12 protein-coding genes are annotated in these 13,816 nt (G+C 60.2%); 2 read left to right on the top strand and 10 right to left on the bottom strand.

Annotated elements, in window-relative coordinates:
* The first annotated feature begins 271 nt into the window (after nt 1–271).
* Nucleotides 272–1,240, top strand: coding sequence for a GT-D fold domain-containing glycosyltransferase (locus C1Y41_RS04855; protein ID WP_039384317.1), 969 nt, complete (start codon nt 272–274; stop codon nt 1,238–1,240).
* A 187-nt stretch (nt 1,241–1,427) separates the two neighbouring features.
* Nucleotides 1,428–2,756: an MFS transporter gene (locus tag C1Y41_RS04850; protein WP_104084956.1), complete on the top strand. Its 1,329-nt coding sequence runs from the start codon at nt 1,428–1,430 to the stop codon at nt 2,754–2,756.
* A 672-nt stretch (nt 2,757–3,428) separates the two neighbouring features.
* Here the strand turns inward: C1Y41_RS04850 and C1Y41_RS04845 are convergent.
* The 10 genes from C1Y41_RS04845 to pqqD all read right to left on the bottom strand — a co-directional run bounded on the left by C1Y41_RS04845 (nt 3,429) and on the right by pqqD (nt 13,812).
* On the bottom strand, nt 3,429–4,724 hold the full coding sequence (locus C1Y41_RS04845) for a sorbosone dehydrogenase family protein (RefSeq protein WP_104084955.1): 1,296 nt from the start codon (nt 4,722–4,724) through the stop codon (nt 3,429–3,431).
* On the bottom strand, nt 4,721–5,143 hold the full coding sequence (locus C1Y41_RS04840; protein WP_104084954.1) for a DUF2231 domain-containing protein: 423 nt from the start codon (nt 5,141–5,143) through the stop codon (nt 4,721–4,723). Before C1Y41_RS04840 ends, C1Y41_RS04845 begins: the two co-directional genes overlap by 4 nt.
* A 111-nt stretch (nt 5,144–5,254) precedes the next feature.
* Nucleotides 5,255–6,091 (bottom strand): MBL fold metallo-hydrolase, encoded by an 837-nt coding sequence (locus C1Y41_RS04835; RefSeq protein ID WP_071668805.1) that lies wholly within the window; start codon nt 6,089–6,091, stop codon nt 5,255–5,257.
* 256 nt (nt 6,092–6,347) lie between these two features.
* Nucleotides 6,348–6,854, bottom strand: a complete 507-nt coding sequence (locus C1Y41_RS04830; protein ID WP_071668804.1) for a protein disulfide oxidoreductase — start codon at nt 6,852–6,854, stop codon at nt 6,348–6,350.
* Complete coding sequence (locus C1Y41_RS04825) at nt 6,851–7,570, bottom strand: DsbA family protein (protein WP_071668803.1); 720 nt, start codon at nt 7,568–7,570, stop codon at nt 6,851–6,853. Before C1Y41_RS04825 ends, C1Y41_RS04830 begins: the two co-directional genes overlap by 4 nt.
* Nucleotides 7,570–9,573, bottom strand: a complete 2,004-nt coding sequence (locus C1Y41_RS04820; RefSeq protein ID WP_104084953.1) for a protein-disulfide reductase DsbD — start codon at nt 9,571–9,573, stop codon at nt 7,570–7,572. The genes C1Y41_RS04825 and C1Y41_RS04820 overlap by 1 nt, the downstream gene beginning before the upstream one ends.
* A 49-nt stretch (nt 9,574–9,622) precedes the next feature.
* Complete coding sequence (locus C1Y41_RS04815) at nt 9,623–9,982, bottom strand: hypothetical protein (RefSeq protein ID WP_071668802.1); 360 nt, start codon at nt 9,980–9,982, stop codon at nt 9,623–9,625.
* Between the two features lie 110 nt (nt 9,983–10,092).
* Nucleotides 10,093–12,408 carry a pyrroloquinoline quinone biosynthesis protein PqqF gene (gene pqqF / locus C1Y41_RS04810; protein ID WP_104084952.1) on the bottom strand — a complete coding sequence of 772 codons (2,316 nt, stop codon included), beginning with the start codon at nt 12,406–12,408 and terminating at the stop codon, nt 10,093–10,095.
* Nucleotides 12,408–13,547 carry a pyrroloquinoline quinone biosynthesis protein PqqE gene (gene pqqE / locus C1Y41_RS04805; RefSeq protein ID WP_039384272.1) on the bottom strand — a complete coding sequence of 380 codons (1,140 nt, stop codon included), beginning with the start codon at nt 13,545–13,547 and terminating at the stop codon, nt 12,408–12,410. The genes pqqF and pqqE overlap by 1 nt, the downstream gene beginning before the upstream one ends.
* Nucleotides 13,534–13,812 (bottom strand): pyrroloquinoline quinone biosynthesis peptide chaperone PqqD, encoded by a 279-nt coding sequence (gene pqqD / locus C1Y41_RS04800; protein WP_039384271.1) that lies wholly within the window; start codon nt 13,810–13,812, stop codon nt 13,534–13,536. The genes pqqE and pqqD overlap by 14 nt, the downstream gene beginning before the upstream one ends.
* Between the last annotated feature and the right edge of the window lie 4 nt (nt 13,813–13,816).

The raw sequence follows: 13,816 nt of genomic DNA, 5'->3' as shown, positions 1-13,816 counted from the left end.
ATAGGGCCAGCAGCACGCTTTGATGAAATTGATTAACGGGTCCGCGCAGCCGGTATACGAATTATCCTGGCGTAAATTGCCTGCTGCCATTTAATTTGCCGCTACGCCTGACAATTCTTCCGATTGGTTTTACGTTGAGCCGGGGTTTAATCATTAAATAACGCAGCGTAATTTCAGTTTGGGAATTTCCTCAGCCTCTGTTTTTTCAGGAAGAGTGATATAAATCACCTGACTGCTCTATAGCAGATCCGCAGATAAAAAGAAGGTTATTATGATCAGCGCAGATTCCCTTTATCGTAAAATACGGTTTCCATTTAAATTTACACACGCAGCGTTAAAATTCCCGGTTGCCCAGGCACATGCGCGGCAATATCAGGTGATGTCACCTGAACAGACGATCGATTTGCTGCTCAGTAACGACAGGTTATCCGTATGCCGGTATGGGGATGGAGAACTGGAGATGACACTGTTTAAAAATATTGGCTTTCAGTCATTTGATGAGCGTCTTTCTATCAGACTGAAAGAGATCATGCGGCGCGGTACGCGTGACGATAACCCCTGCCTGCTCTGCATGCCGGATGCTTTTCGCTCCACCCGCAATATGCGTTTTGGCTCAGCCCTGTTCTGGTTTTTTCATAAAGCCTTTTTCTTTCGCCGCTATGAGCCTTTATTAAAAAAAACGTATCAGTATGGAAATACTTCGGTAACGCGTCCTTATCATGATTATATTGATAAACAGCAGGCGACCCGCGTATTTGCTAAATTCAAACAGCTTTTTTACGACAAAAAAATATTGATCGTTGAAGGCAGCGGCACCCGGCTGGGTATCGGCAACGATTTAATGGACGGCGCACGCGAAATAAAGCGTATTACCACGCTAAACCGTAATGCATTTTCAGTCTATAACCAGCTCTATACCAGTGTGCTGGCGCATGCCCGCGAGTATGACTTAGTGCTGATTTCGCTGGGTCCGACGGCGACCGTGCTGGCTTACGATCTCAGTCAGCAGGGGATCCGCTGTATTGATACCGGGCATATCGATATTGAATATGAGTGGATGCGCAGTGCGGCGCGTACCAAAACGGAAATTGCGGGCAAGAATGTCAATGAAGCGGGCGTGTTGCTGAGCGACGATCAGCACGACACGGATGAGCACTATCGTGGTCAGATTTTACTGCATGTCGGATTACCTCAGGAGCCGATGGTGAATGGCGTGATCCTGCAGCAGCCCGTGGTGTAATTCTGCACCCTCAATGCACGCTTAAGCATCCAGTCTGGTGCAGCGCAGCAACCTTTACGTTTCCCGAAGCATAAAGTGCTTGCTGTTCTGCCCGGTTTTATCCCTCTTCGCGCTGATATGACCCGGCTCAGAGATTCTGGCATTACCTTTGCTTACTCATTCCTGTGTTCTTCACAGGAGTTATGCCATGAAAGCCTCTGCTGTCCGCTACCGTATCTTTTCATTATTGTTCCTTATTGCGCTGATTAATTACGTTGACCGCGGTGCACTCTCCTTCGCTGCGCAGGCCATTTCGCAGCAGTTCCATTTCAGTAAGGTCGAGCTGGGCGCCGTGCTGGGGTACTTTGGTTTTGGCTATCTGTTTGGCTCGCTCTGCGGCGGTTTTCTCGCCGACCGGTTTGGCACGCGCAAAGTGTGGCTGATGGCCGGCGTGCTCTGGTCGCTGCTGGAGATCGCCACGGCCTGGGCAGGTGAAATTGGCGTGGCGCTGTTTGGCGGCTCCGCCATCATGGGGTTCGCCGCGCTGCGCGTACTGTTTGGCTTTGCCGAGGGTCCTGCCTACGCGCTGATGAACAAGACAATTGCGCACTGGGCGCCGGATAATGAACGCGGCATGGCGCTGGGTATCGGCCTGCTGAGTACGCAGGTAGGCTCGCTGCTGACCGCCCCCATCGCGGTTGGCCTGCTGCTGCTGACCAACGACTGGCGCATGATGTTTATCCTGCTTGGCGTCTTTTCGCTGCTGGCGATGCTGCTGTTTGCCCGCTACTTCGCCGATACGCCGCAGCGGCATCCGGCGGCGAACGACGCTGAGCGTGCGCTTATTGTACAGGGGCAGCGTGCTGAAGCGCATGATGAGCGCCCGTTACCCTGGTGGCGCTTTTTCACCAGCCGCACGCTGGTGTGTAATGCGCTGGGCTATTTCAGTTTTCTCTATATCACCTTTACGCTGGTCACCTGGCTGCCAAAATATCTGCAGGATAATTTTCATTATGACCTGCACTCGCTCTGGTATATCGCCATGATCCCGTGGAGCGGAGCCTGTCTGACGGTGCTGCTCGGCGGACGCCTCGCCGATCGTTTGCTGGCGCGAACCGGAAATCTGCGGCTGGCCCGCAATGGCTTTGCGGCGATTACGCTCTGCGCCACCGCCTGCTGCTTTATGGCCATCCCGTTTGCCGGTTCGGCGGCCGCGATCATCGCCCTGATGACGCTGGGAAACGCACTCAATGCGCTGGTCAATAATGTTTACTGGTCGGTGGTTATAGACGTTACGCCAAAGGCGTCGGTGGGTGCATTCAGCGGGATGACGCTGGCAATTGCTAACCTGGCCGCCATTATTTCACCCATGCTGTGCGGCTGGCTGGCGGAGTATTACGGCTATAACGCCATGTTTACCGCGACTGCCGTTATCGCCTTTGTCAGTATGCTGGCCATGACATTGCTGCAGCCAGAGAAACGCCTGCAGTCAGCCCCCGCCGTTTCGTCAGCACCGGCCGCCAACGTCATTTTGTAGGGGCGCCATTTATGGCGCCCTGGCCCGGGATATACATCCGCCTTCACGGGCCGCATTAATGCGGCCCCTACGGAAGATATCTACGCCATTCCGTAGGGGCGCCATTTATGGCGCCCTGGCGTCCACCTTCACGGACCGCCTGAGCGGCCACGAAAAAAGGCGGAGGGGTGAGCTCCGCCTTGTTTCAAGTTCCGGTCAGTGCGCCTGACCGGTCAGTTGCAAAAGGGCAACGATGATTTGCAGGATGATCCGGACGATGTCCAGGAGTAATCGTACAAGTTCCATCACTTTCCTTCTCCTCTGACAGGAGCGCGCGCCGTTCAGCGGCCGGGGCCCTGACCCTACCCGCCGGCCGCCTGAGCACATCTGTGAGGAGCGCTGAGCGGCACTCATTGCTAAAGCCACAGGCCAGCACCACCTGGAACCTGCCGGGATTTGACTATCCGCGCCCCTGAGAGTCATCAGAAAGCAACGATACTCCGCCCGCACTCAACACTGTATAACCATACAGTAATTTCCTGAAACTTGAAATATTTCCCGTCACATTTTATGATTCGCTGTGTGAGGAGTGCTGAGCACCCCGTTCGCCGCGCGGTTACCCGCCGCTTAAGCGAACCAAAAAAAAGGATTTGGCTGACCAGCCAAATCCTTTTCTATTTTTACCGGTAAAAATTACTGCGCCGCGCTGATGCGCCAGATCGCATCCCCCGCATCGTCCGCTATCAGTACCCCACCCTGATTATCCGTTGCCAGTCCCACTGGCAGACCACGCACGTTCTTCTCATCGTCCGTCAGGAATCCGGTGACTACCGGCTGTGGCTTACCGACCGGCATGCCGTTTTCAAATTTAACCCATACTACTTTGTAGCCATTAAGCGGCGTCCGGTTCCAGCTGCCGTGCTCGCTGATAAACGCGCCGCCGCGATACTGCGGCATATTGTCCGCGCCGTAGAACAGCAGTCCGAGCGGTGCAACGTGCGAGCTCAGGGCGTAGTCCGGCTTGATCGCTTTCGCCACCATGTCAGGCCGCTGCGGCCGGACCCGGTCATCCACGTGCTGGCCAAAATAGCTCCAGGGCCAGCCGTAGAAGCCGTTATCCTGCACGGAGGTCATATAGTCAGGAACCAGATCGGACCCGATTTCATCGCGCTCATTCGCGATCGCCCACAGCTTGCCGCTCTGCGGCTCCCACTGCAGTCCGGTAGGATTGCGGATGCCGCTGGCGTAAATGCGGCTCGCCCCGCTGGCGGCATCCACCTCCCAGATCGCTGCGCGCTGATATTCCGCACCCAGTCCGTTTTCGGTGATGTTGCTGTTAGACCCGACGCCAACATAGAGTTTACTGCCATCCTGGCTGGCGAGCAGCGCCTTGGTCCAGTGATGGTTAAGCTCGCCACCCGGCAGCGCCGTGACCTCTTCCGGCGCGGTGCGGATCTCCGTCTGCCCGGTCTGATAAGGGAACTTCACCAGGCTGTCGGCATTGGCAACGTAGAGCGTGTTGCCAATCAGCTGCATACCAAAGGGCGCATTCAGGTTTTCGATAAAGAGATGCTGCTCCCATTTACCGTTAACGTTACGCAGCAGTGAGATACGGTTGCCGCCCGGCGCACCTTTGCCTGAGGATTTCTGCACAATGCCCATAATAAGCTGCTTCGGCGCCGTGACCGGATTTTTTACCCCGTTGGCCTCGGCCACCAGCACATCTCCGTTTGGCAGTACGTAGAGCTGGCGCGGGTGCATCAGCTTCGCCGGGATCCGCTCTATCTTCAGTCCGTCCGCCACCTTTGGCGTTTCGCCGGTTTTCCACGGCGTCCCTTCCGGTACCTGCATAGGCGGCATGAAAAAGTTCTGCGCTTTAGGCAGCTCGGGATTGGGTCCGGTCTGTTTTTGCGGATCGAGAGAAGATCCGCTGTCGCAGGCGCTCAGTAGCGCAGCAAGACTGACAGCACTCAGAATGCGCAGTTTCATGGACGACCTCCCGGGATACGGCGCGCGCGCAGCGCCAGCTGTACGTTGGCGATCAGCAGCAGCGCCACCACGATGGTCGACAGCGTGACGCCCATGGGCACCACCGCATACGCATCACGGCTATGGATAAAGGCGTTAACTATGGCCACCAGCACCGCCAGCAGCGAGAGCCAGAAATGCATTTTCTCACCGGCAGTGACGCCGCGAAACAGATGAATCAGGCTGATAATTCGCGGCAGAATAGCCAGCAGCAGACCAAATACAATCAGCCAGCTGGCGGCTTTGGTCCACATCACCACAAAGGTCTGCAGATAGAGGATGTCAAACAGCCAGGCGGCAAAAAAAAAGCCCAGCGGCAGTGGTTCCAGCAAGGCATACAGCGTAATGCCGAACGCCGACTTTCCCGAGGTATGAAACATGGCACGCTCCCTTTAGAGTTTTCAGACGGCGGCGAGCCGACAGGCTTCGCGACGCCGCCAGAGAAATATTAGTAAAGATAAAGGGTAATGCGCAGAAAACCGGCAAAAAAGCTAACAGTGTGGCCGGTAGTGTGCCAGTTCGCGCGCATCGTGGCTGCAAAACAGCGCAACACCGCTTTGGGGCTGCAGCGAGAGTTCGCGCAGCCGCTGCTGATTAATACGCCACGCTTCGCGATCGCTGCACATTAGCCGCTGATAGGCGCGCAGGCCCGGCGTACAGTGCCGCTGGGTGTGATGCATCTCTCCGCGATAAAACCAGGCGTCTCCCCCATGCAGCAGCCAGCCACCGCCGTGGCGGATCGCCACGCCTGCGTGTCCGGCGGTGTGTCCCGGCAGCGGCACCAGCAGGATCTCATCGCTGAGATCGTCAATCGCTCTTACCGCATCAAACCCGAACCAGCGTTCACCCTCGCTGGCGTAGCCGCGCCAGCCATCGTGCGCGGTCCACTGCTGTGGCCGGAAGCGCTGACGCGCCAGCCAGCTCTGCTCACGTCCGCTGCGTACCGTATCAAGCTCACGCTGCAGAAGATGGATCCGCGCCGCCGGAAAATCACTGATGCCGCCTGCGTGATCAAAATCGAGATGGGTCAGAATAATATGACGCACATCTTCCGCCTGAAAACCCAGCAGCTGAATTTGCGCCAGCGCGCTCATCTGCTCACTGTAACGAATATTATTCAGCAGACGAAAAAAACCAGAGAGCCGGCGTTCCGGATAGCGCATATCATTAATTCCCAGTCCGGTATCCACCAGAATCAGGCCGTGGCGATCGCTTTCAATTAACAGACAATGACACACCAGTTCAGCAAAGGGACCCCGGCTGAAGCCATCAAACAGCGCCCCGCCCAGCGGGCACATGCAACCACAGTTCAGATGATGAATACGCATACTCTCCCTCACTGCGGCGCCCGAAAATATCCCGCCGCGATAATCAGAAATTAGTCTGTTATTCAGGTATGCATCAGTTGCGGCATTATTGCAAAAATTTAATTGCTGCCTTCAATAAAGCCAGCCGCAAAAAAATAAAATAACCGCAGCGCCGGGATAATTGTCCGGATAATTATTACTTTCCTGTTTTAAAGATTATTAATCAGCGCAAATTGAACCAGCTATTATTAAAAAAGGCGCCCGCAGGCGCCCTCTGTTATCCGCTGAACTGTTCAGCCCACCATAAACGCAGCAGCAGTCCCCAGCGGCTGCTCCAGCCGCTGGTGGTACTGACAACACGGCCCTGATAGAGCACGATAAACGTCGGCGTGGCGGCGATTTGCCAGCGCTGGCCCAGCTCGCCGCGCGCGTCGTTAACGGCTAACCCCTGCAGGCCTTTTTTTGCCAGCCACCGGGTCACCTGCGTATCAGAACCCGAGCGCAGCGCCACGCTGACTACCGGCACGCCCTGCTGGCTGAGCTTCGCCACAACCGGCGTGGTCAGTTTGCAGACGCCGCACCAGCTGGCCCAGACGTAAACCAGCACCGGTTTCGATGCGCTCAGCCCGGCCAGGCTCTGCTCACCCTGCAGCGTAGTAAGCGGCTGCTGGGCCAGATCGGCAGGCAGCTGCGGCGCGCGCAGCCAGTCGACCGCCAGCATAATCAGCACGCCTGCCAGCAGCAGCCAGAGCGCTTCACGCAGCCAGCGCTTCAGCCGGCTCACGGTGCCGCCTTCAGCGCATCTTTCACGGCCGCCTCCAGCTGGGCATAAGGCACCGCACCGCTGATCAGCTGATTACCCACCAGCGTGGCCGGGGTTCCCTGCACGCCCAGCTGCTGCGCCAGCGTCAGGTTGTGATTAATGGTATCCAGGCTCGCTTTGCTCGGTGTCGACAGGCTGATACCGGTTTTTTTCAGCGCGGCGCTGATGCTGGCCTCGTCGTGATTGCCTTTTTTCGCCATCAGCTTTTCATGCAGCTTCAGAAAGTTTTTTGGCTGCTGCTCCCAGACCGTCAGCGCCAGCCGCGCTGAACTCAGCGAGCTTTCGGCACGATAAGGCAGCGGCTTAATGACCACCGCAACCTGCGGATGCGCTTTCAGCAGCGTGGTGATATCACCCTCAAATTTTTTGCAAAATACGCAGTTGTAATCGGTGAAGTAGACCAGCGTCAGCGCCGGTTTTTCAGCGCCGATGCGGGGTGAACCGGCATCGCTGAACAGCATGTCACGATTTTTTTCAACCATTTGCGCCACCACGTTCTGCTGCTGTCGCGCGGCTTCTTTATCAAAGGCATCAGCGGCCTCAGCCAGTATGGCGGGATTCTGTACCAGCGTTTCGCGGATCAGCGCTTTGATGCGCGCCTCCTGCTCCGGCGTAAAAGGAGCGGCAGCCAGTACCGGTGCGCTCAGCAGCAGCATTGCAAACAGAGATTTTTTCATTATTTTTTCGCCTTACTCAGTGTGGAAAGCACCGCGTCGCGACTCAGCAGCGGTGACAAAATCTGACCCTGCGGCAGCGCCGGGCCATAAATCTGATTAAACGGAATCGCCGCCCGATCGCGCTGGCGCAGAAAGTCGCCAATGGCGGGGTCGGGCTGTGTCCAGTCGCCGCGCAGCAGCACGATATCGTCAGCGCTCAGCGCGGCACGAACGTCAGGCTGATTCAGCACCCGGGACTTATTGACCTTGCAGGTAATGCACCAGTCAGCGGTGATATCGACAAACACACGCCGGTTCTGCTGCAGCGCCGCGGCGATAGCCTGCTCTGACAGCGGCTGCCAGCGCAGTTCACCGGCATCCTCTGCCGGACGCATCAGCAGGAACAGCGCGCTCGCTACCGTCAGCGCGATGGCGACGGCGCCCGCCTGCTGCAGCGCGCGGCGGCGCAGCAGCCAGATTAGCAGCAGCAACAGCAGCGCGGCGGCCAGCAGGCCTGCTGCACCACTGCCCCAGTGCGGGATCAGCAGCGTAACCAGCCAGAGCGTCGCCAGCAGCATCAGAGTGCCCAGCAGCGTACGCAGATGCACCATCCAGCGTCCCGGACGCGGCAGCCAGCGTGCGACGCCCGGCAGCGCGGCCACCAGCAGCCACGGTACGCTCATGCCGATACCCAGCGCCGCAAACAGCAGCCAGAGCTGGGGCAGTGGCGCGGTCAGCGCATAGGCTACCGCCGTGCCGAGAAATGGCGCGCTGCAGGGCGTTGCCAGCAGAGTGGCAAACGCACCCTGCGCAAAATGCCCCGCTAATCCATTCCCCTGGTGCGTGGCCAGCCGGGTGTTGAAGGCGGAGGGCAGACGGAAATGCAGCAGATCAAACAGGCTGGCGCTGAACAGAAACATGACGCCGGTCATCAGCAGCAGGAATCTGCTGCTCTGGAACTGTATGCCCCAGCCCAGCGCCTGACCGCTCAGGCGCAGCGCGCTCATCAGGAGTGCCAGCAGCAAAAAGGAGAAGAGGATCCCGGCGCTGGAGGCCAGAAACTGCAGGCGCGTCTGGCGGCGCGTCTGACCCTGCTGCTGCACCAGACCGCTGAGCTTGATCGCCATGACCGGCAGCACGCAGGGCATCAGATTCAGCACCAGGCCGCCGAGCAGCGCCAGCAGCAGCACCGACCAGAGCGTCGCGCGCGTCCCGCCGCTCAGCAGGGGCTCTGCCTCAATAGTCACCTGGCTCTGCTGCGCCAGCCCCTTATCGCCGATCACCAGCGACAGCTGGCGGCCGCGCAGGTCGGGTGCCGCATCGCCCCATTCATCGGTCACGGCCACGCGCGCGCTGAGCGTGTTGCCCTGCACGCTGATCACCGGTGCTGCCAGCATGCTGCCCGCCGGATAGTCAAAGAAGAGTTCCGGCGTGCTCCAGCCCGCCTGACGTACCGCGCGGATCTGCAGCTCACCGTTAACAAAACTGGCATTGAGCTGGTCAGTCAGGCCGGAGTCAGGCGGAACCTCTCCCATCGCGCGGGCAAAGTCGCGGTCAAACGCCGCCGCGGGCGGCCGGGTCAGATCGAGGCTGAACGGAAAATCCGTCAGGATACAGACGTCGCTGCACGTAGAGAGCGTCAGCGTGCCGGTAAGCGTATCGCTGCCCGGCGGGCGCTGCAGCACGCTCGGCAGCGTGACAGTGCCTTTATAGCCCTGCGTGGTCAGCCCGCTGACGTCAAAGCGCGCCGGTACAGGCCAGAACCACTGAGCGCTAATGCCGGGCGTCTGCCAGGCGATGACGGGTGCCACGCCGCCTTCTCCCGGCGTGCGCCAGTAGGTTTTCCAGCCGGGTTCCAGATGAATATCCAGCAGCAGCCGGGTGTCGCCCGCCTGCGGCGCGGCGCGCAGGCGCACCTCAGCGTGGCTGTTTTGCGCGTTGCGCAGCCAGCCGGTATCCGCAGCCTGCGCACTCAGCACGCAGCCTGCCAGCAGGAGCAGCAGGCTCCTGATTAAAACAGTCATGATAAATTCTCCGGTAAATAACAGGGGGTACGCGAAACAGCGTGCGGTGTTATTCCCGGAAGACGCAGAGCGTAAGATGTCGCCGTCGCAGCGGCGGACGGTGCGACTGATGACGCCAGAAGAAAGAGAGGCGTTGCGGAACGGCAAGCGCGGCGACCAGCGCCATGACAAGCATCAGCAGCGGCAGCGCCGCATCAAAGACCGGCGTGCTGGCGCTGAGGGATTTTGCGCTCAGCGCACAGGGCTTGTCACTGCTGGCGGAGGCATCCTGCGCGCCGGACTCACTCAACACGGCAGAGACGGTAACAGGCTGAACGGGCATACTGAAGCTGCGCTGTACCAGACAAAATGCCAGCACCAGACAGGCGAGTGCCAGGATCCACGTTGCGCGTTGGGGCGATATCATCATGCCGCAGCCTCAGAGAAAAGTGCGGGCATTTTATGTAACGCCGCCGCAAACGCCAAGTTTTGCCGTGTAAACTTTTGTCGGGACAGGCAGCGGCGCCGGTGTGTACCGGTTTAGTGCCGGTTGATCAGCAGCCGCCAGCGCCGCCGCTGACGCACCAGCCGCCGGAAAAGCTGCTGCATGCGCGGCAGCGTCAGGGCAGAGACCGCCTCAGGCGTCAGGATCGCGCCGCCCGCTTCGCGCCGCAGCAGATCCTGCGCCACCTGCCGGTTAGCGTACGGCTGGCAGCGTTCCCGCAGCGTCTGCTGCCATGCGTGCAGCATTTCGGCATCACACTCGCTCAGCGCCGTCTTCATATCCAGCAGAAAGCGCCGGCAGTGGGCCAGCAGGCGTACCCAGTCGATATCGGGCGACTGCAGCGCAAACAGCAGTCCATCCACATCGGCGCAGCGCTCATAGCGGGCCGTGACCACGTAGCCTATCTGTTGATCCACACGCAGCCGCTGAAAAAAGCGCGGTGCCAGAAACAGCCCCAGCGCCTGCAGCGCCGCCAGGCTGATATCATCCGGCGTCGTCAGGGGGATAAACAGCAGCAGCGCCTGGTCGCGCCCCTGGCAGGCGACGGGCGTAATGCCGCGCCGCAGCGGTGGCGGCGCAGAGGGCGCTGTCTGTTGCCTGAGGCTCGCCAGACTCTGGGCGGCGCAGTGATTGAGGTGCCGATCGTGCCCGCACCACGCCGCCTGCCAGCCGCGGACTGCCGCCGGATACAGCAGCTGAAACGGCAGCGTCTGCAGCAGCTGGCGGATAACAATGGTCGCGGGTTCAGGCGGGTCGCCGGCCTCATCCGCTGCGCTCAGCTGCGCCGTGATAGCCGGCAGCAGCTGCCAGGCCACGGCGGCGTCGGCCGGAATATCCAGCAGCAGCTGCCAGATCCCCTGCTGCTGCTGCCAGACGCCACGCCCACCCAGATGACGCAGCTCTGCCAGCAATGGCCGCAAACGCCGCTGACAGGCCACTCCCGCGTGGTTAGCCAGCGGCTGGTAGCACGCCGGGCGCAGCAGCAGCGTCTCCGCCGGCTCAACCGGCAGCGCCTGCGGTAACGCGGCTGCGCTGCCGCAAAAACCTGCCGCGGCAGCCTGCAGGGCGCGCGGCGGAAACTGCCAGCGCACCGCCGCCGGTAAGCCACCGCAAAGCACGCTGCTGCTGCAGCGCAGCGTAAATCCCTGCGTGATGCAGGTCAGAGCATCGCTCAGCGGCTGCCGGGTCAGCAGGCGCAGCCGGCCAGCCTGCGTCAGCTGGCGGATCGCCAGGACAAGGTCAGGAGGCAGATCGGCCGCAGGCGCTTCTGCTGCCGCCCGCAGCCGCAGCTGACGCAGCGGCGTCTCAGCGCGGAAGTCGCGCTGCGCCAGCTGCAGATAGTGCTGATGCTGGCGCTGCGTATTGTGCTGCACGGCCTGCAGATGCTGCCAGACGCGCTGCTCTATATGTCGGGCCTGCGCAGGTGAGATCTTCGCTGCACTGAAGCGCAGCGCGAGCAGCGCGTGCCGGGTATCCTGCCACAGCCAGCTGACCTGCAGCGTGTCACACGCGCCCTCACTGCGCAGCTGATGCAGCAGGCCGCCTTCAGCCTCATCGAGCCAGTAGCTGCGCAGGAGAGTGACACTGTCACTAAGTGTGCGATCGAAGGGGGTTAAAAGCGTCAGCCAGAATGCGTTCTCACCCGGCAGCTCAAGCTGCGCGAGCGCATGGCTGCCGGGCTGCCGGGGCACCACCGGCAGCGCCGGTACCTCGCCGCCCGGCAGGCGATCAAAAGCTGCGGCCAGCGTTGCCAGCTCATCCAGCGACTGCGGCCCGGAGAGCCAGAGCTCCAGACTATTTGCCGTAAAGCGGGTCTGATGGAAGTGGCGCAGCGTACGCTGCAGCTCCGTGACGTTGTCACCAAAAGCCGCCCTGCTGCCGGCGCGAAAGCGCCTGAAGCGCCCGCCCAGCGCGTGCAGCAGCGCCGCCTCGCTCAGCGTCTCGCTGTGGCTCTGCAGCAGCTGATACTCGGCATCGATAACGGCGCACTCCTGGCGGATGGCGTCAGGCGCGAGGTTCGGGGCGATCAGCATATCCGCCAGCCGCGTGATGCCGCCTTCCAGCGCGGCGGCCGGCAGCTGAAAAAACCACGCGCTGCGGCTGAGCTGAGTGGTGGCGTTGACCTCGCCGCCCTGCTGCTGCACCCATGGCATCAGGCGCTGGCTGCCACTGAAGCGCGCGCTGTCGCAGAACAGCAGATGTTCAAGCAGATGCGCCAGTCCCGGCCAGCGATCGGGCTCATGCAGGCTGCCGGCCCCGACCTGCACCAGCGCCGCGGCCTCGCGGGCGTCAGGCTGGTGATACAGGTGGCAGCGCAGGCCGCTGGCCAGCGTCAGGGTACGCTGCATCATCAGAGACGCTGTTTGACAATCAGCGCGGAGTTGGCCCGGTTGCGGAACTGCAGCTGGGCAATTTTAATATCGCTGCAGTTTGCCTCACGCCGCGCCTCGAGGATCTGCCCGTGATGCGGCGATTTGCTGCAGACCGGATCGGTATTATCAGCGTTACCGGTCAGCATATACGCCTGACAGCGGCAGCCGCCGAAATCTTTCTCTTTCTCATCGCAGGAGCGGCACGGCTCCGGCATCCAGTCAAAGCCGCGGTAGCGGTTAAAACCAAACGAGTCATACCAAATCGACTGCAGGCTCTGCGTCAGTACGGAGGGAAATTCAACCGGCAGCTGGCGCGCGCTGTGACAGGGTAACGCGGTGCCTTCCGGGGTTACGCTGAGGAAAATTGAGCCCCACCCGCCCATGCACGGCTTGGGACGCTCTTCATAATAGTCCGGCGTCACAAACAGCAGATTGGTCAGGTTGCCGCTCTCGCTCATGCGCGCCCGGTAGCGTGCGACCGTCTCTTCCGCACGGGCGATCTGCTCGCGCGTCGGCAGCAGCCCCTCGCGGTTCAGGTGCGCCCAGCCGTAAAACTGGCAGGTTGCCAGCTCAACGTCATCGGCATCCAGCTCGATACAGAGGTCGATGATTTTATCGATCTGATCGATGTTATGCCGATGCAGTACAAAGTTCAGCACCATCGGGTAGCCATGCTTTTTCACTGCCCGCGCCATCTCCAGCTTCTGCTGAAACGCTTTTTGCGAGCCAGCCAGCGCGGCGTTCAGCGTTTCATCGCTGGCCTGAAAGCTGATCTGAATATGGTCCAGACCGGCGTCCGCAAAGGCGTCGAGCTTTTTCTCTGTCAGGCCAATGCCGGAGGTGATCAGGTTGGTGTAAAAGCCAAGGTCGCGCGCGGCGCGGATCAGCTCGGGCAGATCTTTGCGTACCAGCGGCTCGCCGCCGGAGAAGCCGAGCTGTACGCTACCCATGGCGCGCGCCTGGCTGAACACCTCAATCCACTGTTCGGTGGTCAGCTCTTTCTCCTGCTGCGCAAAATCGAGCGGATTAGAGCAGTAAGGACACTGCAGCGGGCAGCGATAGGTCAGCTCCGCCAGCAGCCAGAGCGGCGCATTGACGGCAGGTTTATTCGGGTTCACGACACTGGATCCATTTCTGTTCAACGGCTGACTGCAGGAAATCTTTCACGTCGTCGCCGACGCCGCCAGCCTCGGGAAAACGGGCGTCAAGCGTGCTGACGATCGCGGCCACATCCTGCTTACCGGTCACCAGCTCCAGGATGGCCGCTGCCGTTTCATTCAGTTTCGCCATGCCTTCCGGATAGAGCACGACGTGGCTCTGCTGCGCGGCTTCCCACTGCAGACGATAACCGCGCCGGAAAGCGGGGATCAGGGTATCTTTCATGCGC

The sequence above is a fragment of the Pantoea sp. ICBG 1758 genome (genome assembly GCF_002928325.1).
GTDB classification, from domain to species: domain Bacteria; phylum Pseudomonadota; class Gammaproteobacteria; order Enterobacterales; family Enterobacteriaceae; genus Pantoea; species Pantoea eucrina.
Note: the sequence above shows the minus strand (reverse complement) of the source record. Positions and strands in the feature narration are given on the sequence as shown.

Coding starts and splice junctions, on each gene's coding strand:
- C1Y41_RS04855 (WP_039384317.1), top strand. CDS start 272: ATGATCAGCGCAGATTCCCTTTATCGTAAAATACGGTTTCCATTTAAA.
- C1Y41_RS04850 (WP_104084956.1), top strand. CDS start 1,428: ATGAAAGCCTCTGCTGTCCGCTACCGTATCTTTTCATTATTGTTCCTT.
- C1Y41_RS04845 (WP_104084955.1), bottom strand. CDS start 4,724: ATGAAACTGCGCATTCTGAGTGCTGTCAGTCTTGCTGCGCTACTGAGC.
- C1Y41_RS04840 (WP_104084954.1), bottom strand. CDS start 5,143: ATGTTTCATACCTCGGGAAAGTCGGCGTTCGGCATTACGCTGTATGCC.
- C1Y41_RS04835 (WP_071668805.1), bottom strand. CDS start 6,091: ATGCGTATTCATCATCTGAACTGTGGTTGCATGTGCCCGCTGGGCGGG.
- C1Y41_RS04825 (WP_071668803.1), bottom strand. CDS start 7,570: ATGAAAAAATCTCTGTTTGCAATGCTGCTGCTGAGCGCACCGGTACTG.
- C1Y41_RS04820 (WP_104084953.1), bottom strand. CDS start 9,573: ATGACTGTTTTAATCAGGAGCCTGCTGCTCCTGCTGGCAGGCTGCGTG.
- C1Y41_RS04815 (WP_071668802.1), bottom strand. CDS start 9,982: ATGATGATATCGCCCCAACGCGCAACGTGGATCCTGGCACTCGCCTGT.
- pqqF (WP_104084952.1), bottom strand. CDS start 12,408: ATGATGCAGCGTACCCTGACGCTGGCCAGCGGCCTGCGCTGCCACCTG.
- pqqD (WP_039384271.1), bottom strand. CDS start 13,812: ATGAAAGATACCCTGATCCCCGCTTTCCGGCGCGGTTATCGTCTGCAG.